Genomic DNA, 18339 nt, shown 5'->3' on the forward strand with positions numbered 1-18339 from the left:
GCGCGGCGCCTCATTTCTTCTTGCGTTTGATGTACAGCGTCTTGAACACCCTCGCCACCAGCTCGTTCTGCTGATCGACGATGTCCACCTGCAATTGCGGCAGGTATTTGTCTCCGGCGGCGGTGCGCAGCCGAATCTCCTCCAGCACGGCGGGCTCCAGCCGGAAATGCGCGCGCACCGTGCCGCGGCCCGGCTTGACGTAGTCGATGCTGCCGCTCTTGTCCCACACATAGTAGTCCCGCCCCAACTGGTGCATCAGCATCAGCATGAAGAAGGGATCGGTCATCGCGTACAGGCTGCCGCCGAAATGGGTGCCGACGTAGTTGCGATTGCTGAAGCCCAGCTTCAGCCGCACTTCGATATCGCTGAAATCGTCGGCCAGCCGCTGGACGCGGATGCCGGCGCCCAGGAAGGGGGGCCACAGATTGAGCAAGACTCTGAACAGCCAGGAGGGTGGTTTCATCGTATTGAAACGGTCGTTTGAATTCTGTCATCGTCAATAAAAAAACCGGCCTTGTCAATCGCGCCGGTTTTTCCTTGTCGAGGACGGGCTTATTTGACCACGCCGCAGGCCACGCGCGCGCCGCCGCCGCCCAGCGGCTGCGGGTGATCGCTGTGATTGTCGCCGCCGGCGTGCACCATCAGCGCGTGGCCGGCGAAGTCCGCCGCTTTCAGCCGCGGCGCCAGCACCGGATAGCTCGCCTTGCCGTCGGCGCCCACGTACAGCGCCGGCAGGTCGCCCTTGTGGCCTTGGCCGTAAGGGCCGGCGTGCGCGCCGGTCTTGTCCGGGTCCCAGTGGCCGCCTGCGGCGCCGGCCGGGGTGACCGCGCCGTTGGCGCCGACGGACGGCGCGCAGGAGGCTTTCTCGTGCACGTGGAAGCCGTGCAGGCCCGGCGGCAGTTTTTCAAGATTGGGCGTCAGCAGCGCGCCGTAGGGCGTGTCTTCAATCTGGACGCTGCCGGCCGGGCCGGCGTTGCCCTTGGCGTCGACGAAGGACAGTTCCACGCTTTGGGCCAGGGCCAGAGCGGGCAGACAGCACAGCAGGGCGGATAGGGGGCGCAACATGGGCGGATTCTCCGAATAAGGGCGGGGGTAGGGTGAAGACCCCGATTGTGCCATCCCGGTTCCAGGCCGGAGCCTGGCTGTTCGGGTGGGGCGGGCGCGGCTCAGGAGGCCAGCCGGTCGGCGGGCGCCAGGTTCTCGTTTTGCGCCTCGGTGGCCGGCGAGCAGCGATGGCAGCCGGCCGCGGCCGTCTCCGGCCGTCGCCAGCTCATCCGTCGCAGCGTGTCGTCCTTCAGCGCGACATGGTGCCAGACGGCGGCGGCGATGTGGACGGCGAGCAGTCCGTAGCAGATCCAGCCCAGCCAGTCGTGCAGCCGCACCGCCGCGATCACCAGGGCCGGATCGGCGGCGACCAGGCGCGGAAAATCGAAGCCCAGCAGCGGCATCGGGATCGCCATGCCCTTGGCGTTGACGATGAGCCAGCCCAGCAGGCAGGACCCCAGAATCAAGCCGTAGATCGCCAGATGGGCGGCGTGGGCGCAAGCGCGTTGCGCGCGGCTGCTGCCGGCCAGCGGCGGCAGCGCCGGGCCGGCCAGCCGGGTGGCGGCGCGCAGCAGGGTCAGGAACAGCAGGGCCATGCCGCAGCCGATGTGGACGATCATCACGCTGCGCATGTCGACGGCGGCGTGGCTGACCAACTGGTGGCGCAGCCCGCCGGCCAGCGCCAGGACGGCCTTCAACAGCACGCTAAGCCAGTGAAACAAGATTTGCAGGCGCGGATAGCCAGCGTTGGCGGCGGCAGGGGCGGAAGGGGACATGCGTTTCTCCGGGACGCGGCGCCGGGCGGGGCCGGCGGCGGCGCGCGATTAAAAAAACGCTATTCAAACGCCGGCGCAGCTGCCGGCGCCATGATTCTGAAACCATCCTCAATGGCTTGCTCCGGCCGGCCGGTCCCGGCGCGTCCGCCCGACTTTAGATTCCTTTCAGAAAGATTGAGAACCGCGAAAGCCCCATGTGAGCATGCGTTGGCAAGGAGTGGGCCGCCGTCGTCACGGGCGGCGCGGGCCCGCTTCCTCTCTTCTAATCCCACGCCGCCGGGCGCGGCCTGACTTTGGACAAGCGATTCTTATGACGACGATGAGCGCTCGACGACGAGCCGCCGGACAAGGCGGCTTCACGCTGCTGGAATTACTGGTGGTGCTGCTGATCATCGCCCTGTTGGCCGGCTACGTCGGACCCAAGCTGTTTTCCCAGGTGGACAAGGCCAAGGTCAAAGCCACCCAGGCGCAGATGAAGACGCTGGGCGACGCCTTGGCGCAATACCGGCTGGACGTCGGCGGCTATCCCAGCGCGGAGCAAGGCCTGGAGGCATTGGTGAAGGCGCCGGCGGGCGTGGCAGGCTGGCACGGCCCCTACCTGGCCAAGGATGTGCCGATGGACGCCTGGGGACGGCCGTATCAATGGCGGGTGCCCGGCGGCGAGGCCGAGGCCGAGATCGTTTCGCTGGGCGAAGCCGGACGGGCGGGAGGCGACGGTGAACTGGTCCATGCGCTGTAAGGGGCTGCTGGCCGCCTGCGCCTTGCTGGCCGACGGCGCGCAGGCGGCCAATTGCTGGCGCGAAGCCGGCGCGCGCCACCGGGTGGACCCGCTGCTGCTGTATTCCATCGCCAAAGTGGAGTCGTCGCTGAACCCGCGCGCCGTCAACTACAACAAGGACGGCAGCCACGACATCGGCCTGATGCAGATCAACAGCCTCCATCTGCCGGCGCTGGCCCTGCGCGGCATCAGCCGCCAGCGGCTGCTGGACGAGCCCTGCCTGAGCGTTCAGGTGGGCGCGTCCATCCTGGCGGACTTCATCGCGCGCTACGGCTACACCTGGCGCGCGGTGGGGGCTTACAACGCCGGCGGCGCGGCTGCGCGCGAAGGCGCGCGCAAGCGTTACGTGGACAAGGTGTGGCGGCAGTATCTGCAATTGCGCGCGGAACGCGAGGCGCGGCGCTGAGGTGGCGGCCTACCGGATCCGCGTATTGCGGCAGGGGGAGGTGCGGACGCGCTTGCTGCGGGCGGACAGCGAAGCCGCCGCGCTGGCCCAACTGAGCGCCGACGACGGCCTGGTGCTGGAGGCGAGGCGCGAAGCCGGCGCCGAGCGCGCGCTCAAGGGCGCGGCGCTGGGCCTGCTGCTGCAGGAGCTGTCGGCGCTGCTGGAGGCCGGGCTGGCGCTGATCGAAGCGCTGGAAGCGCTGCGCGACAAGGCCGGCCGCGGCGACAAAGCCTTGCAGGGCGTGCTGGAGCGGCTGTTGCAGGCGCTGTACCAGGGCCAGCCGCTGTCGCGGGCGATGGAAGAGCAGCCGGAGGTGTTTCCGGCGCTGCTGGCGGCCACCGTGGCCGCGTCCGAGGGCAGCGGCCAACTGCCGGAAGCGCTGAAGCGCTATCAGCACTACGAACTGCGCATCGTCGCCATCCGCAAGCGGGTGAGCGGCGCGCTGGTCTATCCGGCGCTGGTGCTCGCCGTCGGTTTCGGCATCCTGCTGTTCATGTTGTTCTTCGTGATTCCCCGTTTCGCCGTGGTGTTCGAATCGCTGCGCGAGATGCCGGCCAGCGCCGCCGCCATGCTGTGGTGGGCGCGGCTGGTGCAGGCCCACGGCGGCTTGCTGGGCGCGGGACTGGCCGCCGGCCTGGCGGCGCTGTGCCTGCTGCTGCGCGCGCCGCGGATCCAGCGCGCGCTGCTGAGCCTGCTGTGGACGCTGCCCCGCTTGCGCGACGTCGCGCGCCTGTTCGTGCTGGCGCGGTTTTACCGCACAGCCGGCTTGCTGATCGCCGGCGGCACGCCGGCCTTGCAGGCCTTCGTGCTGTCCGGGCGGCTGCTGCCGGCCGCGTATGGCCAGCGTCTGGGCCGCGCCTTGGAGGAGTTGCGCGCCGGCCGGCCGGTGGCGGACACCCTGGCGCGTCACGCGCTGACCACGGCGGTGGCGGAGCGCTTATTGCGCGTCGGCGAGCAGAGCGGCGACCTGGGCGGCATGTGCGAGCGCATCGCCCAGTTTCACGACGGCGCGCTGGACCAGGCGATCGAGGTGTTCAGCAAAGTGTTCGAACCGATTCTGATGTTGGCGGTGGGCGGCCTGGTCGGTCTGATCGTCGTCCTGCTGTATATGCCGATTTTCGAATTGGCCGGCGGCATGGGGTGAGGAGGGGTATGGAAGCATTGATGGAGCCCGCGTTGCCGGCCGCCTGGCAATGGCGGCGCGAGAACGGGGAACAAGACCTGCCGATGTCCGAGCTGCTGAATCGGCAGCTGGAGCGCGAGCCGGTCGGCCTGCCGCAGGCGGCCAGGCTGCTGGGCCTGGCCGCGCTGAGCGAGGCCCAGGTGGGGGAGGCGACGGCGCGCTTCGATCTGTTGCCGCTGGCTGAGGCCCTGTCCTGCCGCGTAGCGCCCTTGGAGTGGCGGGGCGAACTGTACCTGCTGCTGGCCGAACCGCTGCGGCTGGACCTGCGGCTGCGCATGCAGAACCGGCTGCTGGGCCGCGGCCAGCGCTTCGCTCTCAGCCTGCCCGGCGTGGCCGACGCCTGGCTGAAACAGGCCGAGGCCCGCGAGCGGGTGATGGACGGCGCGGAAGTGGACCTGGCCGAGGACAGCCTGGCCAAGGCGGTGGAATCGATCTCGCTGAGCAGCCTGGCCAAGGACGAAAGCCCGGTGATCCGCCTGGTCAACATGACCTTGTACGACGCCCTGCAAAGCCGCGCCAGCGACATCCATCTGGAGTCCCGCGACGACGGGCTGCAAATCCGCTACCGCATCGACGGCGTGATGCAGGCCATTCGCCGGGTGCCGGGGCAGTTGGCGGCCAGTCAGACCCTGTCGCGGCTGAAAGTGCTGTCCAGCCTGGACATCGCGGAAAAGCGCGTGCCGCAGGACGGCCGCTTCAAGGTGGCGCTGCAAGGCCGCGAGGTGGATTTCCGCGTCTCCATCATGCCGGGCGTCCACGGCGAAAACGCGGTGCTGCGCCTGTTGGACAAATCCCAGCGCGGCGACAGCCTGAGCCTGGACAGCCTGGGCTTTCACGGCGAAACCGCGCGCCGCGTACGCGCCTTGGCGCAGCTGCCCTACGGACTGACCCTGATCACCGGCCCCACCGGCAGCGGCAAATCCACCACCTTGTACGGCGCGCTGGCGGAGATCAACACCGGCGAGGAAAAGATCATCACCATCGAAGACCCGGTGGAATACGAAATGGCCGGCATTCTGCAAATTCCGGTCAACGAGAAAAAAGGCCTGACTTTCGCCCGCGGCCTGCGCTCCATCCTGCGCCACGACCCGGACACCATCCTGGTGGGCGAAATCCGCGACGCCGAGACCGCCGCCATCGCGGTGCAATCGGCGCTGACCGGCCACCGCGTGCTGTCTTCGGTGCACGCCAACGACGCCTTCAGCGTGATAGACCGCTTTCTCTACATGGGCGTGGAAGCGGCTACCTTCCTGGAAGCGCTCAACGGCGTGGTGTCGCAGCGCCTGGTGCGCCGGCTGTGCGCCGCCTGCGCCGGCGCTGGCTGCGATAGCTGCCGCGGCGGCGGCTTTCACGGCCGCATCGCGCTGGCGGAAGTGTTGCGCCTGGACAGCCGACTCAAGGAGGCGCTGCTGGAGCGCTCGCCGCAGAAGCGCCAGCAGGCGCTGGCGCAATGCGCCGACTATCAATCGCTGCGCGACGCCGCCCACGAGGCGGTGGCGCGCGGACTCACCACTTATCAGGAGGTCAGCCGTGCCGTGGCCATGGAATGACAGAACCGTGTTGATCGACGCCGAACTGGCGACCCTGCTGCCGCCTCTGCAATCATCCGATGGCGTCCCTGGCCAGCCGCGGCGCTGCCGTCATCACGGCAAGCCGGCCGAGGCGCTGGCCATGCTGCTGGGCGGCGTCCAGCGCCGGCGGCCGGCCTGGCGCAACCGGGCGCGGGTGCTGCTGGGCTATCCATGGGCGCACAGCCAGCTGTTGCCGTGGCAGGACGGCTTGTCCGGGCAGCGCGCGCAGTGGCGCGCCTACGCGCAGGGCTTGCTGCGCGAACGCGGCGTCGGCGGCGAACTGGACATCCGCCTGGCGCCGGCCGCTTACGGCGCGGCGCGGCTGGCCTTCGCCGCCCACGCGCCGCTGCTGGCCGATTTGCGCGCCGCGGCGCGGGCGGCCGGCTGGCGCTTGGCCGGCTGCCGCGACTTGTTGTCCAGCTGCCTGCAAGCCCACCCGCGCGCGTCGGCCTCGGGCGGGCTGGTGCTGGCCGAGGCCGGCGCCGTTACTTGTTTGTGGCGCGGCGAGGGCGGCTGGGAAGAGTTGCTCACCCTGGCGCTGGCGCCGGGGCAAAGCGCGGCCGAAGGCGTGGCGGCGGCGGAAGCCCTGTGCGGCCGCGAGCCCGGCGGCGACTACGACTGGAGCGCGACTCAAGGCCCGACGCAGCAGCCGCTGGCGGCGCGGGCGCGCTGGCTGGGCTTTCCCCACCCCTTGCTAGCGAGCCAGCCATGCGCCGCCTGAATACCCGCGGGCTGGATTTCAGCCGGCCAGAGGCGAGCGCGCCGCTGGCCGGCGTCGCCGCCATCGTATTGCTGGCGTTGCTGGCGGCCTTGGGCTGGCGGCAATGGGAGCTGGAGTTGCTGGAGGCGGACACCTCGGCCTGGGAGCAGCGGCGGCAGCAACAGCGCTTTCTGCGCGAGCGCGAACAGCGCCGCGCCCAGGCAGCCTCGCCGGAAGCGCGCAAGGCGCAGGCCTTGCTGCAGGCTCAGGGCGATGATCAAACCCGGCTGCGTCCGGCGCTGCTGCGGGCGATAGAACAGGCCTGGTCGCCGCGCTTGGGCATTTTGTCGCTGCATCTCGACGGCGCCGGCAAGCAAGTCCGGCTGGAGTTGAGCGCGGCGGAGTTGGCGGAGGTCTTCCATTTCGTCGAACGGCTGAACCTGCCGGCCGGTTTTGGCCAGGCGCAGCTGTTGCGGCATGGGCTCAAGCCCGGCGACTCGGAGCAGACGGTGCTGGCCACGGTGCAGGTGGGCTTGCGATGAGGGCTTGGATGCAAGACGCCGGCCGCCGGCTGGCGGCCTTCAAGCGCGGCGCTCGGCCCGCCGCCGGCGGACGGCCATGGCGCGCCAGGCTGCGCTGGCATCGGCAAGCGTTGGCTTGCCGGCTGGGGCGCTGCGGCCGTTTGTCGCTGGCGGCCTGCGGTCTGTTGCTGGCCTACGGCGCGCTGGTGCAAGAAGCTCAGCAAGCGGACTTGCAACAGCGCCGCCAGGAATTGAGCGCGCCGGCGCGCGCGCAGCCGGCGACGGCGGCGGGGCGAGAGCGGCAATGGCAGGCCCAGCTGCGGCTGGCGCTGGCCCCGCGCAAGCTGGCGTTGCTGGAGCAATTGCGCCAGTCGGGCCTGAGCGTGTCCGAGGCCAGCTATCGGGAAGACGCGGAGGCCGGCGGCGCTTTGCGCCGCGTCACGGTGGAGCTGAGCGCCAGCGGCCGCTATCCGGAGTTGACGGCGGCGCTGGGCGCGCTGACGGCGCAGCCGCTGCTGCGGCTGGAGGCGCTGACGCTGGAGCGGGCGCGCACCGACACCGCGACGCTGAGCATGCGCATGCGCTTCAGTCTGCTGGGCGCCGGACGATGAGGCGGCTTAAGCATTGGCTGGGCGGCCTCGCGCTGGCCTGCGCGGCGCTGGCCCAGGCGGGCGGCGTCGATCTGTTTCCGGTCCAGAGCCTGGCGTCGCTGCGCGAAGAAGCGAGGCCCGAGCTTCCGCCGCCGGACGCCGCGTCGGCGCTGGCCGCTCCGCTGCCGCTAGCCCCGCTGGAGGCCGCGCCGGCGCCGTTCAGCGCCGTAGGCGAATGGCGGCAGGACGGCCAGCGCGTGGTCGTGCTGGAAGGCCTGGGGCGCAGCTTCCTGCTGTGCGTCGGCTGCCGGATGCCCAGGGCGCTGCAACCGGGCGCCAAGTTGGCGGGGCAATACACATTCAAGGCCTTGGAGGCGGAGCGCGCGCTGCTGCTGGACGCGGACGGGCGGGAGCATTCGATTGCGTTGCATCCATCGGCTAACTAAGGCGTCGCCGCCGACGAGACGACGCTGTTTTCACCAGACACCAGACACCAGGCATCATGAAACATTGCAAACCCACACTGCTGGCCCTCGCTCTTGGTTTGACGCTGGGCGGATGCGCGCTGCCCGGGCCGGTCAAGAAGATCTTCAACCAGACGGCCCCGCCCGGCGCGGAAGAACAATTGCGCGCCGCCGAAACCGCTTTGCGGCGGAAGCCCGACGATGTCGAACGCCGCAAAAACGTCGTGGTCAAGAGCGCGGCGTTGGCGGAGGAGGCCTTGCGAACGGCCAAGACCAGGATGGACGCCGGCGACGACGCGGGAGCGCTGGCGGAAGTGAGCCGCCTGCTGGCATCGGCGCCGGAGCATATGCGCGCCCAGCAGCTGAAACGGCAGTTGGAGCGCCGGCTGCGGCTGAAGCTGGAGCTGGACGCCGCCGCCGAGATCGGCGCGCAGCGTCCGCGCGAGGCGCTGGAGCGGCTGGGCCGCATTCTGCAGGAGCAGCCGGACTACCGACAGGCGCAAGCGCTGCGCGACGAATTGCAAAACCGGGAGGCCGGCCGCCGCGACGCGCGCCCCAGCCTGGCCGAGGCCCTGCGTCAGCCGGTAACGCTGAATTTCAAGGTGCAGCCGATCTCCGGCATCTTCGACGCCATCTCCCAATTGGCCGGCATCGACTTCGTGTTCGACCCGGAAGTGCCCATCGCCGCCCCCGCCAGCATCGTCGCCAGCCAGACCACGGCGGAAGACGCCATCAATCTGCTGCTGCGCACCCATCAGCTGGAAAAGAAAGTGCTTAGCCAGCACAGCATGCTGATCTATCCGGCGCGTTCGGAAAAAGCCAAGGAATACCAAGAGCTGCTGACCCGCGCTTTCTACCTGAGTCAGGCCAACGCCAGTCATGTGCTGGCCGCGCTGCGCCAGATCAGCTCGCCCAAGAACGTCCACCTGGACGAACGCACCAATGCGGTGATCGTGCGCGACACGCCGGAAGTGATGGCGGTGATCGAGCGGCTGGTGGCCAGCCTGGACATTGCCCAGTCAGAAGTCACCATGGACGTGCAAGTGCTGGAAGTGAACACCAATGACGTGCTTGACGTCGGCGTCGACTATCCGGCGGAACTGCGGTTTTCGGTGTTGCCGAAAGAGGGATCGGACAAGGTGACGGTGGGCGACCTGCTGGGCCTGAACCGCGACGGCATCGGCGTTGGCGGCAGCAACGGCGGGGATCTGGGCGCGGCGATCAAACTGCTGCAAAGGCAGGGCAAGACCAAGGTGCTGGCCAACCCCAAGATCCGCGTGCGCAATATGGAAAAGGCCAGCATCAAGATAGGCGAGAAAGTGCCGGTGGTCACCACCACCAACGCCAACGGCGTGGTGACGGAATCGGTCAACTATCAGGACGTCGGCCTGATCCTGCAAGTGGAGCCGCGGATCAGCCTCAGCAATGAAGTCAGCGTCAAGGTCAATATGGAAGTCAGCAATCTCAAGGGCGAAGTCAAAACCGCCGGCGGCGGCACCGTCTATCCGATGAGCACCCGCAACGCCGAAACCGTGATGACTGCGCGCGACGGCGAAACCCAGGTGCTGGCCGGCCTGGTCAATCAGCAACACGACCGCGGCAGCAGCGGGTTGCCCGGCCTCAGCACCCTGGGCTGGCTGGGCAGCTTGTTCGGCAGCCAGAAACGCAGCGTCGAGCACACCGAGCTCATCTTGCTGCTGACCCCGCGCATTGAAAGGGCGCTGGACCTGCCGGCCGCCTCCAACAGCTATTTCCATTCCGGCACCGAAGGCCGGCTGACGCTGGAGCCGCTGACGACCGAAGCGCCGCGGCCGGCCGCGCCCGCCGCGGCGCCGGAGCAGGAGGCGTCCGCGCCGGCGCTGGACAGCCCGCTGGCCGCGCCCTGAGGTGCTTATGCCGCGTCAATCCGGTTTCACCCTGATCGAGATGCTGGCCGCGCTCACCCTGATGGCGCTGCTGCTGGGCGCCAGCCTGCCGCTGAGCGAGCTGGCCAGGCGGCGCGCGCAGGAGGCCGAGCTGCGGCACAGTCTGCGCCAGATCCGCAACGCCATCGACGCCTACCGGCAGGCGGTGGCGGACAAGAAGATAGACGCTTCGCTGGAGCAGAGCGGCTATCCTCCCCGCCTCTCCAGCCTGGTGGACGGCGTGCCGGACCAGAGCGATCCCAATGGCGGCAAACTCTTTTTCCTGCGCCGGCTGCCAGCGGATCCGATGTGCGAGGGCTGCGCGGGCAAGGACCCGGCGGACAGCTGGGACACGCGCGGCTACGACAGCTCGGCCGAGGCGTTCTCCTCCGGCCGCGACGTATACGATATCCGCTCCAAGAGCCTTCGAAAGGGCATCAATGGCATACCCTACCAACAATGGTAAGCCGGCGTGCGGCTTCACCCTGATCGAGCTACTGGTGGTGATGAGCATCATAGGCGCGCTGATGGCCCTGGTCAGCCCCAGCTACTTCAAGCACAACGACCGCGCCCGCGAAACCGTGCTGCGCCACAATCTGGCCGCGCTGCGCCAGGCGATGGACGACTACCGCGCCGATCACGGCGCCAACCCGGCCGCGCTGCAGGATCTGGTGGCCGGCCGCTATCTGCGCGAACTGCCGCTTGATCCCATCGCCGGCCGGCGCGACGGCTGGCAAGCCAAACCGGCCGAGGAGGGAGGCATCGGCGACGTGACCAGCGGCGCGCCGGGCAAGAGCCTGGACGGCAGCAGCTATGGCAGCTGGTAAGCAAGGTGGGCTGGCCTATCTGGGCGTGTTGACGCTGGCGTTGGCCATGGGCGTCGCCCTCAGCGCGGCGGCCGGCGCTTGGAGCCGGCAGCTGCAACGCGAGCAGGAGGAAGAGCTGCTGCACATCGGCCTGCAATTACAGCGCGCCATCGCCGCCTACCATCGCGCAGGCCCCGCGCCGGCCTATCCCAAAACCCTGGAAGCCTTGCTCAAGGACGAACGCGCGCCCTTTACCCGACGCCACCTGCGCCGGCTCTACGCCGACCCGCTGACGGGCAAGCCGGACTGGGGGCTGATCAAGGGCGCGGACGGCGGCATCGTCGGCGTGCATAGCCTGGCGGAAGGGAGGCCGTTGAAACAGCGGGGTTTCGCCGCGGAGCTGGGGGACTTTGCCGACAAGGACAGCTACCGGCAATGGGTGTTTCTGGCGCCGGCCGCGCCGTGACGCCGGCGCGGCTGTGATGGTTGTAGCCGCATGACGTATCAGTTGCTCCGGTTCAATAGGCTTAAATTTATTGAGGGATTCTTTAGGAAGTTAGGAGTAGTCCTATGGATTCCCTGACCATCTTTCCGTAAGAATGCCTTCTTTGGGCTATTCATGACGGCATCCGGCGGCGCTCAGGCGCGTGCGGAAGCACTCAGCTCCCGGGCGCGCACTGCTGGCGCTCCGCTTATGAATCCGCCGCTTTCAACCTACACACCTATTTATGATTGTTGCAATTTTAGAAGACTGTCCGCTCCAATCCGCACGCGTGGTCAAACTGCTGGAGCAGCACGGCCATCAGCCTGTCGCCTGCGTCGATGGCGATCAGTTCGTCGCTCAGTTCCGGCAGCAACGCTGCGACGCGATGCTGCTGGATTGGGAGGTGCCGGGTCGAGACGGCGTGGAAGTGCTCAAGTGGGCGCGCGCCAAACTGCCGCCGGCCTTGCCCATCCTGATGGTGACTCAGCGCGACGACGAAGAAGACATCGTGCTGGCCTTGGAGCACGGCGCAGACGACTACCTGCAAAAGCCGATCCGCGAACGCGAGCTGCTGGCGCGGCTGAACGCCCAGTTCCGCAAGCAGCAGCGCCTGGGCGATCCGGAAGCCTCGTTCGAGGCGGGCGGCTATACCTTCAATCCGGAAGCGCGCAGCGTCAGCTTTCCCGGCGGCAAGGCCACGTTGCCGGCGCGCGAATTCGCGCTGGCCACGCTGCTGTTCCGCAACCTGGGCCGTATCCTGACCAAGGACTTTCTCAGCCAGCGCATCTGGGGCCAGGCGGACCGCAAATACGACGCCAGCCTGGCCACCTATGTCAGCAATCTGCGTTCGGCATTGGGCCTGCGGCCGCGCAAGGGCATGGTGATTTCCACCGTGTACAACTACGGCTACCGGCTGGAGCGGGTCTGAGAACCTGTTCAAAGTCTGCTGCGCTTCGTGAGGCGTTGCTCGGTGAGTACAAGCTCAAAATGCTCATGTATCCCTTGTACATTCCGCTTTTTCGCTCGTTTCGCCTTGCCCGCGGGCTTTTGAACAGGCTCCGAGGCCGATGCCGCCGTTCAGGCCCGCCGCGCTCTCATGCCGCGTTTTGGATGTCTTATGAAATGGTTTTGCCAAGCGCTCCGGCGCGGGCGTCGCTACGACGCGCGCTTCCTGATCGCTTTCGTCCTGCTGGCGGCGGTGTTCGCCATTCCCACCCAGGACGCGCTGTTCCACTCACTGGACCGCTTGTATTTTGAGCTGCTCTCCGAGCTGCAAACCGATGAAGACGAACACGACGTCGTGCTCGTCAATGTCGATCAAGCCACGGTGCGGGCGCTGGGCCACGAGGAAGTCAACGGCAACGTGCTCTACGCCGCGCTGCTGGAGCGGCTGAACCAGGCCGACAGCGTGGCGCTGAACATGAACCTGATGTCGCGCCGGGACGAAGGCATGTTGGCGGAAGCCATCCGGCGGCATGGCCGGGTGGTGCTGGCCTTGCCGCCCGACGCCGAAGCCGAGTCGGGGCGCGACGGTCCCGAGCCCTCGGCCATTTACGCCGCCGCGGCTGGGATGGGGCACCGCGACTTGTTGATCGGCGACCGCAGCGTGGTCACCGGCCTGGTGCCTTACAAGCTGCATGGCCGCAAGCTGGCGCCGCACATGGTGATGGAGGCGATCCGCGTCGCCGGCTACGAACTGCCGCCGCGGGAAAACACCTGGTGTCTGGCCGCGTTCTGGCGGCGCTGCGCGCCGCAGAGCGACGGTTGGCTGCTGGTGTTGCCGGCTCAGCACCACATCCAGCAGTACTCGATGCTGGACGTGTTGACCGGCGTGGTGCCGCGGCAGGCGTTTCACAATAAGATCGTCTTTGTCGGCCACCTGGCCTTGGATCCGTTCAAGGGTCTGCGCGCCAACCGCTATCCGCTGGACCGCGAGGGCCATACCCGCAGTCAGATCCTGGCGCTGCAAACCCAGACCTTGATGAACCACGGCCCGGTCGCCATGCTGGCCGCTCCGTACAAGCTGCTGATCAATCTCGGCATCATGCTCGGCCTGTTGCTGATCTGCCTGCTGGCGCCGCCGGCGCGCATGCATCGCCGCGCCTGGCTGTGGCTGGGCGGCTGCTGGCTGGCGTCCACCCTGTTGTTGCTGCAAACCCAGATCTGGATTCCGGTCAGCTCGCCCTTGATCGGCGGCTTGCTGATCTACGCCGGCTGCGCCTGGCGCTGGCAAACCAAGACCCATTTGCTGCTGCGGGAGGAAATGGAGGCGATGCGGCGGAACCTGCGCGAGGCCGGCATGGAGCTGCCGCTGCGCGGCCAGGACGCCGAATCCGACACTGATGAAATCGAACGGCTGATGCAGCAGATGCGCGCCTGGCAAAACGCCTACGCCAGCGTGCTCAATATGCTGCCCTATCCTATCTTCTTCGAGCAGGGCGGCAAGATCGTCCTCAGCAATCAGGCGGCGCGCAATCTGCTGTGCGAGCAAGGCACCCCGGACGAAGCCGAAGCCTGGGTGTTGGAACTGGCCGCGCAAGCGCGCGCGAAGGCGCTGCGCAGCGGCGGCATCAGCGTGGAAGAAGTGCGCAGCGGCCAGGGCGAGCATATGTTGCTGGTCACGCCCTGTCAGGAACTATGCGACGGCTTGTCCAGCAGCCTGATCAGCCTGGTCGACCTGCAAAACGTCAAGGCCAGCGTGTCCGGCGACCGGCGCGTGCTGCGTCAGATGGCGCACGATCTGCGCAACCCGCTGACCACGATGCTGGCGATGATAGAGCAGCGCGGCGGCGAGACCGGGCCGCGGCAGGACCAATTCTTCAACGATCTGCGCCGGCAAGTGCATTACAGCCTGCGCGTGGCGCAGGACTTCATGCAGCTGTCCCGCGCCGAACAGTTGGACCCGGCCAGCTTCCTGCCGGTGGCGCTGTCCGACCTGGCCGAAGACGCGATGGACCAGATCGAGGCCAGCGCCCGTCAAAAGCGCATCGCGCTGCATGGCCCGGAAGCGCTGGAAGCGTTGTGGGTGCGCGGCCATTACGACATGCTGTTGCGCGCTGTGGTCAATGTGCTGGACAACGCCGTCAAATACTCGCCGCCCAACAGCCACATCGTGGTGCGGCTGGCGCGCTGGGGCGAGATGGCCGGCATCAGCGTGGTGGATCAGGGCATAGGCATTCCCGAACACGCGCTGCCCAGGCTGTTCGAGCTGTTCTACCAGGTGGACGAAGGCCGCCGCGACGGCGCCGGCCTGGGCCTGCCCTTCGTCAAGGCGGTGATGCAGGCCCACGGCGGGCGCGTCGAAGTCAAGTCCGAGAGCCGGCTGGGCAGCGAGTTCCTGCTGCTGACGCCGTGGATGGAGAGCGGGGAGGACGAAGCCTAGGAGCGTTTGAGCATCTCTTGAGATTGATTGGGCGCATGGGAGGGGTTTGGAACAATGGGGACAGGCTGGGGGAGGCGCTTGAAGCCGTCCCGGCCTGAACCACACCCACCCTAAATCAAGGAACATCATGTCCCTATCTCGCAAGGCCGGCAGCTTAGCTCTGCCCGCGCTGGCGCTGAGCCAGATCGCCGCCTCCCTGATATTGCTGGCCCCGACCGCCGCCTCCGCCCATGGTTCGATGGAAGAGCCGATCAGCCGCATCTACTACTGCCGCACTTCGGATAATCCGGAAAACCCCAAGACCCCGGGATGCCAGGCCGTCAAGCAAAGCGGCGGCTCGCAAGCCATCTATGACTGGAATGGCGTGCGCCAGGGCAATGCCAGCGGCAATCACCAGCAAGTGGTGCCCAACGGCAAGCTGTGCGCCGGCGGCGACGCCAGAACCTTCGGCGGCCTGGACGCTACGGTCGATTGGCCGGCCACCACCATCCAGCCGGGGCCGGACGGCAAATACACGATGACTTATCATCAGACCGCCCAGCACCAAACCGCTTATTTCAAATCCTATATCAGTAAGGATTCCTATGACTTCAAACGCCCGCTGCAGTGGGACGATCTGCAGCTGATTGGTGACTCCGGCGCGGTGGCGCCCAGCGCCAAGACCAAGCTGGACGTGAATATTCCGGCTGGGATGCAGGGCAAGCGCGTGATCTACAATGTATGGCAGCGCAGCGACAGCGGCGAGGCCTTCTACAGCTGCTCCGACGTCAACATCGTGGCCAACAACGTGGATTTCAAACCACTGGGCCTGCTGACGGCAAGCCCCTTCGAGGCCAAGCCCGACACCACCATCACCTTGCGCGTGTTCAACAAGCTGCGCGGCACGGATCTTGAGAAACACTCGATCAAGATCGCCGCCGGCCAAACCGCGGCCAATGAATGGACCTATGCGCTGGCCACCGCCGTCAACGCCAAATCCAGCGTGGTCAATGTCGGTCAATTGCAAAACGGCAAAGTGGTGCCGGTCAAGAACGCCACCGCCAACACTGTGTTCGGCCTGGGCAAGGAATACAGCTTTGTGCTGGAGCAATCGGACGAGGGCACCAAGCCGCCGCCGGGTGAGATCGCGCCGGGCAAGGTGACCGTTAGCGGCCCGACCAGCGTCAGCAGCGGCGCCAACGTCAGCCTGTCGGCCAAACCGGCCGCCGGCACCAATCTGAAATACCAGTGGACGGTGTCGCCCAGCATCTCCGGCCTGTCGTTGAACGCAGCCACCCTCAACTTCAAGGCGCCGGCGCCGAAGCAGGACACTCGCTATACCTTCCAGGTCAAGGTCAGCAATAGCCAGGGCAGCCAGGGCGCCAGCCACCAGTTGCTGGTCAAGGCGGACAGCGCGCCGCCGGCCGAAGGCAGCTGGAATGCGGCCACGGTCTACAAGACGCCTTGCACCAAAGTCACCTACCAGGGCAAGGAATGGCTGAATGGCTGGGAGATCAGAGGCATCGCTCCGGGTTCGGATGGACAGTGGGGCGCATGGCGCGAGGTCGGTGTTTCCAATATGCATGCGATGTGCAAGGGGCAGTAGCCGTGACGGCTAGTTCGAACGCGGCCAGCTTCGGTTTGGCGCGCGTTTAAGACCCGGTTGCGGGTTTTTTCCGTTGAGGATGGATATCGCCTGGGAATCACCAAAATTTAGCTTTTATTGAGAATGATTGGGCGTCATGGCGGGGTTTGGAACAATACGGGCAAGCCCTTTCCCGGCCGCGGATGGCCGGGGGAGGGCGACAACCCAACCCTTGCACTTAAGGTTTTAGAACATGACCGCACCTCGCACCGCCGGCAAGCTCGTCCTGCCTGTGTTGGCCCTGAGCCAGATTGCCGCCTCCCTGATGGCCATTGCCCCGTCCACCGCCTCCGCCCATGGCTCCATGTCTTTCCCGGTAAGCCGTGAAGTGGCGTGCAAATTGGAGGGCGGGCATTGGAGCGGCTCCAGCAAGTTTTCCGGCTGCAAGGCCGCGGCGACCGCTGTCGACGACTGGACCGCGAATGCCCAAGCCAAGTCCGACGGCAACCATCAGCAGCTGGTGCCCAACGGCAAGCTGTGCGGCGGCGGCAAAGCGGGCAGTTGGGCTGAGCTGGATAACCCTAGACACAGCTGGCCGACGGCCACGGTGCTGACGCCCGGCGCGGATGGAAAAATGACCTTCCGCTACGCTCAGAGCGCCCCGCACTACACCAAGTACTTCGAGGTGTTTATTAGCAAGGACAGCTACGATCCTTCCAAGCCCCTGACTTGGAGCGATCTGGTGTCCATCGGCAAAGATCAACGCCGCGATAGGCCGGAGCTGACTGGCGATCTGGCCAGCCGTAAAGTCGGCTACACCGACATTGCGGTGACGCTGCCGGCCTGGGCAACCGGCAAGCGCGTGGTCTACACCGTATGGCAGCGTGCCCCGGATGACAACGACGAAGCCTTCTACTCCTGCTCCGATGTGGATGTGGCTTCGGCCAATGTCCAGTGGAAGCACAGCGGCGAGATCAACAAGCGTGACGTTGTGCTGAATCAGGGCATGAAAGTGACCCTGCGCGTATTCGACCGCGCGCGCGGCAGCGATGTCGAGCGTCATGAAATCGTCGTCGCCGCCGGCCAGCAGCAGCCGGAAAAATGGGTGTACGCGCTGGCTCAGCAAGTGAACCAAAAGTCCCGCATCGTCAAGCTGGGCAAGCTGGCGGGCAATGAGGTCAAGCCGCTGGAAAGCGCCACCGACAACGCGGTCTATGGCCTCAACAAGGCTTACAACTTCGAAATCGAAACCTCCATGGGCGAGATCAAGCCGCCGCCGGTAGACGATATCGCGCCGGGCAAGGTCACGGTCACCGGCAAGGCCGAAGCCAAGGCGGGCGAAGCCGTAAGCTTGAGCGCCCAGGCCGCCTCCGGCAGCAACTTGAAATACTTGTGGACCGTGTCGCCCAATATAGCCGGCCTGGCGCTGAACGCCGCCACCCTCAACTTCAAGGCGCCGGCGCTGAAGCAGGACACCGCCTACAGCTTCAAGGTCAAGGTCAGCAACAGCAAAGGCGAGCAAACCGCCGCGCATGCGCTGACGGTCAAGGCCGACGACAGCGGCACCACGCCGCCGGTGGAGGGCGAAGCCTGGAAAGAGGGCGCCAGCTACAAGGCCGGCCAGGTGGTCGTGTTCGAAGGCAAGAAGTATCGCTGCTTGCAGCCGCATACCGCCTGGGCGGGTTCCGGTTGGACGCCGGCTAGCCAGCCAGCCCTGTGGGCGCTGATTTAAGTCCGCGTTTGACCCGAGCGGCGGCTGAGTGGGTGTTTAGGGTCGCAAGGCTTTGATCAGGCGTTAAGCGCCGCTAGCGGGAAACGGCGATAGCCCCTTGTCTCTGTCGGGACAAGGGGTTTGCTAGTTTTCAAGCGCTCGTCCGCGGCGCAGCCTTTCCCGGGCGCCTAATGCCTGAGAGGCCGTACTCGATACAAGGTTTGCATTTGTCATGAAAAATGGTTTTTTTCAAATTTGCTAAACTTTTCCCCGATTCTCTAGATAAGACTCTCCGAACAGTCCAGTTTCCGGAGGTCAGCATGGTTGCAGTGGTGGCGGGTGCGGGTTTGGGGTTGCAGAACAGTTCGCTGGCGGCGTTGGGCGGGCAGGGTCAATTGGGCGAGGCCGCCTTCGGC

Annotated in this window: 19 protein-coding genes; 16 read left to right on the forward strand and 3 right to left on the reverse strand. The window is 66.7% G+C overall.

Features of this window, described 5'->3' with window-relative positions:
* Positions 1–10: 10 nt before the first annotated feature.
* From JW897_RS13125 to JW897_RS13135, 3 genes are all read right to left on the reverse strand, one after another.
* Positions 11–463 carry a DUF4442 domain-containing protein gene (locus tag JW897_RS13125; RefSeq protein ID WP_048415064.1) on the reverse strand — a complete coding sequence of 151 codons (453 nt, stop codon included), beginning with the start codon at positions 461–463 and terminating at the stop codon, positions 11–13.
* A gap of 89 nt (positions 464–552) precedes the next feature.
* Positions 553–1065 carry a superoxide dismutase family protein gene (gene sodC / locus JW897_RS13130; RefSeq protein WP_048415063.1) on the reverse strand — a complete coding sequence of 171 codons (513 nt, stop codon included), beginning with the start codon at positions 1063–1065 and terminating at the stop codon, positions 553–555.
* Between the two features lie 101 nt (positions 1066–1166).
* On the reverse strand, positions 1167–1820 hold the full coding sequence (locus JW897_RS13135; RefSeq protein WP_205466410.1) for a cytochrome b: 654 nt from the start codon (positions 1818–1820) through the stop codon (positions 1167–1169).
* Between the two features lie 319 nt (positions 1821–2139).
* On the opposite strand from JW897_RS13135, the gene gspG reads away from it, so the two are divergent.
* From gspG to JW897_RS13215, 16 genes are all read left to right on the forward strand, one after another.
* Entirely contained in the window at positions 2140–2559 is a 420-nt protein-coding gene (gene gspG, locus JW897_RS13140) for a type II secretion system major pseudopilin GspG (RefSeq protein ID WP_231589306.1), read from the forward strand.
* A complete protein-coding gene (locus JW897_RS13145) occupies positions 2537–3004 on the forward strand; it encodes a transglycosylase SLT domain-containing protein (protein ID WP_259043393.1) in 468 nt (155 codons plus the stop codon). Before gspG ends, JW897_RS13145 begins: the two co-directional genes overlap by 23 nt.
* 1 nt (position 3005) lies before the next feature.
* Positions 3006–4187: a type II secretion system F family protein gene (locus JW897_RS13150; protein WP_205466412.1), complete on the forward strand. Its 1182-nt coding sequence runs from the start codon at positions 3006–3008 to the stop codon at positions 4185–4187.
* Positions 4188–4207: 20 nt separating this feature from the next.
* Complete coding sequence (locus JW897_RS13155; protein ID WP_205466414.1) at positions 4208–5776, forward strand: GspE/PulE family protein; 1569 nt, start codon at positions 4208–4210, stop codon at positions 5774–5776.
* Positions 5757–6518, forward strand: coding sequence for a hypothetical protein (locus JW897_RS13160; RefSeq protein ID WP_205466415.1), 762 nt, complete (start codon positions 5757–5759; stop codon positions 6516–6518). The genes JW897_RS13155 and JW897_RS13160 overlap by 20 nt, the downstream gene beginning before the upstream one ends.
* Positions 6506–7039, forward strand: coding sequence for a hypothetical protein (locus JW897_RS13165; protein ID WP_205466417.1), 534 nt, complete (start codon positions 6506–6508; stop codon positions 7037–7039). Before JW897_RS13160 ends, JW897_RS13165 begins: the two co-directional genes overlap by 13 nt.
* An 8-nt stretch (positions 7040–7047) precedes the next feature.
* The gene (locus JW897_RS13170; RefSeq protein WP_205466418.1) at positions 7048–7629 is read left to right on the forward strand and encodes a GspMb/PilO family protein; all 582 of its coding nucleotides are present in this window, start codon (positions 7048–7050) and stop codon (positions 7627–7629) included.
* On the forward strand, positions 7626–8054 hold the full coding sequence (locus tag JW897_RS13175) for a hypothetical protein (RefSeq protein ID WP_205466420.1): 429 nt from the start codon (positions 7626–7628) through the stop codon (positions 8052–8054). Before JW897_RS13170 ends, JW897_RS13175 begins: the two co-directional genes overlap by 4 nt.
* Positions 8055–8110: 56 nt before the next feature.
* Positions 8111–9958, forward strand: a complete 1848-nt coding sequence (locus JW897_RS13180) for a secretin N-terminal domain-containing protein (RefSeq protein ID WP_205466421.1) — start codon at positions 8111–8113, stop codon at positions 9956–9958.
* Between the two features lie 7 nt (positions 9959–9965).
* Positions 9966–10442, forward strand: coding sequence for a type II secretion system protein (locus JW897_RS13185; RefSeq protein ID WP_205466423.1), 477 nt, complete (start codon positions 9966–9968; stop codon positions 10440–10442).
* Positions 10417–10803, forward strand: a complete 387-nt coding sequence (locus JW897_RS13190; protein ID WP_205466425.1) for a type II secretion system protein — start codon at positions 10417–10419, stop codon at positions 10801–10803. Before JW897_RS13185 ends, JW897_RS13190 begins: the two co-directional genes overlap by 26 nt.
* Complete coding sequence (locus tag JW897_RS13195) at positions 10790–11248, forward strand: type II secretion system GspH family protein (RefSeq protein ID WP_205466427.1); 459 nt, start codon at positions 10790–10792, stop codon at positions 11246–11248. Before JW897_RS13190 ends, JW897_RS13195 begins: the two co-directional genes overlap by 14 nt.
* 262 nt (positions 11249–11510) lie before the next feature.
* Positions 11511–12194 carry a response regulator transcription factor gene (locus tag JW897_RS13200; protein ID WP_048415052.1) on the forward strand — a complete coding sequence of 228 codons (684 nt, stop codon included), beginning with the start codon at positions 11511–11513 and terminating at the stop codon, positions 12192–12194.
* A 189-nt stretch (positions 12195–12383) separates the two neighbouring features.
* Positions 12384–14648 carry a sensor histidine kinase gene (locus JW897_RS13205; RefSeq protein ID WP_205466429.1) on the forward strand — a complete coding sequence of 755 codons (2265 nt, stop codon included), beginning with the start codon at positions 12384–12386 and terminating at the stop codon, positions 14646–14648.
* 127 nt (positions 14649–14775) lie between these two features.
* The gene (locus JW897_RS13210; RefSeq protein WP_205466431.1) at positions 14776–16233 is read left to right on the forward strand and encodes a lytic polysaccharide monooxygenase; all 1458 of its coding nucleotides are present in this window, start codon (positions 14776–14778) and stop codon (positions 16231–16233) included.
* A gap of 232 nt (positions 16234–16465) precedes the next feature.
* Positions 16466–17944 (forward strand): lytic polysaccharide monooxygenase, encoded by a 1479-nt coding sequence (locus JW897_RS13215; RefSeq protein ID WP_205466432.1) that lies wholly within the window; start codon positions 16466–16468, stop codon positions 17942–17944.
* Positions 17945–18339 lie beyond the last annotated feature (395 nt).

The organism is Chromobacterium alkanivorans, from assembly GCF_016937655.1.
In the GTDB taxonomy this organism is placed as follows: Bacteria; Pseudomonadota; Gammaproteobacteria; order Burkholderiales; family Chromobacteriaceae; genus Chromobacterium; species Chromobacterium alkanivorans.

Excerpts from the sequence above, each read along its gene's own strand:
- JW897_RS13125 (WP_048415064.1), bottom strand. The coding sequence starts at position 463 with ATGAAACCACCCTCCTGGCTGTTCAGAGTCTTGCTCAATCTGTGGCCC.
- sodC (WP_048415063.1), bottom strand. The coding sequence starts at position 1,065 with ATGTTGCGCCCCCTATCCGCCCTGCTGTGCTGTCTGCCCGCTCTGGCC.
- JW897_RS13135 (WP_205466410.1), bottom strand. The coding sequence starts at position 1,820 with ATGTCCCCTTCCGCCCCTGCCGCCGCCAACGCTGGCTATCCGCGCCTG.
- gspG (WP_231589306.1), top strand. The coding sequence starts at position 2,140 with ATGAGCGCTCGACGACGAGCCGCCGGACAAGGCGGCTTCACGCTGCTG.
- JW897_RS13155 (WP_205466414.1), top strand. The coding sequence starts at position 4,208 with ATGGAGCCCGCGTTGCCGGCCGCCTGGCAATGGCGGCGCGAGAACGGG.
- JW897_RS13165 (WP_205466417.1), top strand. The coding sequence starts at position 6,506 with ATGCGCCGCCTGAATACCCGCGGGCTGGATTTCAGCCGGCCAGAGGCG.
- JW897_RS13170 (WP_205466418.1), top strand. The coding sequence starts at position 7,048 with ATGCAAGACGCCGGCCGCCGGCTGGCGGCCTTCAAGCGCGGCGCTCGG.
- JW897_RS13175 (WP_205466420.1), top strand. The coding sequence starts at position 7,626 with ATGAGGCGGCTTAAGCATTGGCTGGGCGGCCTCGCGCTGGCCTGCGCG.
- JW897_RS13180 (WP_205466421.1), top strand. The coding sequence starts at position 8,111 with ATGAAACATTGCAAACCCACACTGCTGGCCCTCGCTCTTGGTTTGACG.
- JW897_RS13185 (WP_205466423.1), top strand. The coding sequence starts at position 9,966 with ATGCCGCGTCAATCCGGTTTCACCCTGATCGAGATGCTGGCCGCGCTC.
- JW897_RS13190 (WP_205466425.1), top strand. The coding sequence starts at position 10,417 with ATGGCATACCCTACCAACAATGGTAAGCCGGCGTGCGGCTTCACCCTG.
- JW897_RS13195 (WP_205466427.1), top strand. The coding sequence starts at position 10,790 with ATGGCAGCTGGTAAGCAAGGTGGGCTGGCCTATCTGGGCGTGTTGACG.
- JW897_RS13200 (WP_048415052.1), top strand. The coding sequence starts at position 11,511 with ATGATTGTTGCAATTTTAGAAGACTGTCCGCTCCAATCCGCACGCGTG.
- JW897_RS13205 (WP_205466429.1), top strand. The coding sequence starts at position 12,384 with ATGAAATGGTTTTGCCAAGCGCTCCGGCGCGGGCGTCGCTACGACGCG.
- JW897_RS13210 (WP_205466431.1), top strand. The coding sequence starts at position 14,776 with ATGTCCCTATCTCGCAAGGCCGGCAGCTTAGCTCTGCCCGCGCTGGCG.
- JW897_RS13215 (WP_205466432.1), top strand. The coding sequence starts at position 16,466 with ATGACCGCACCTCGCACCGCCGGCAAGCTCGTCCTGCCTGTGTTGGCC.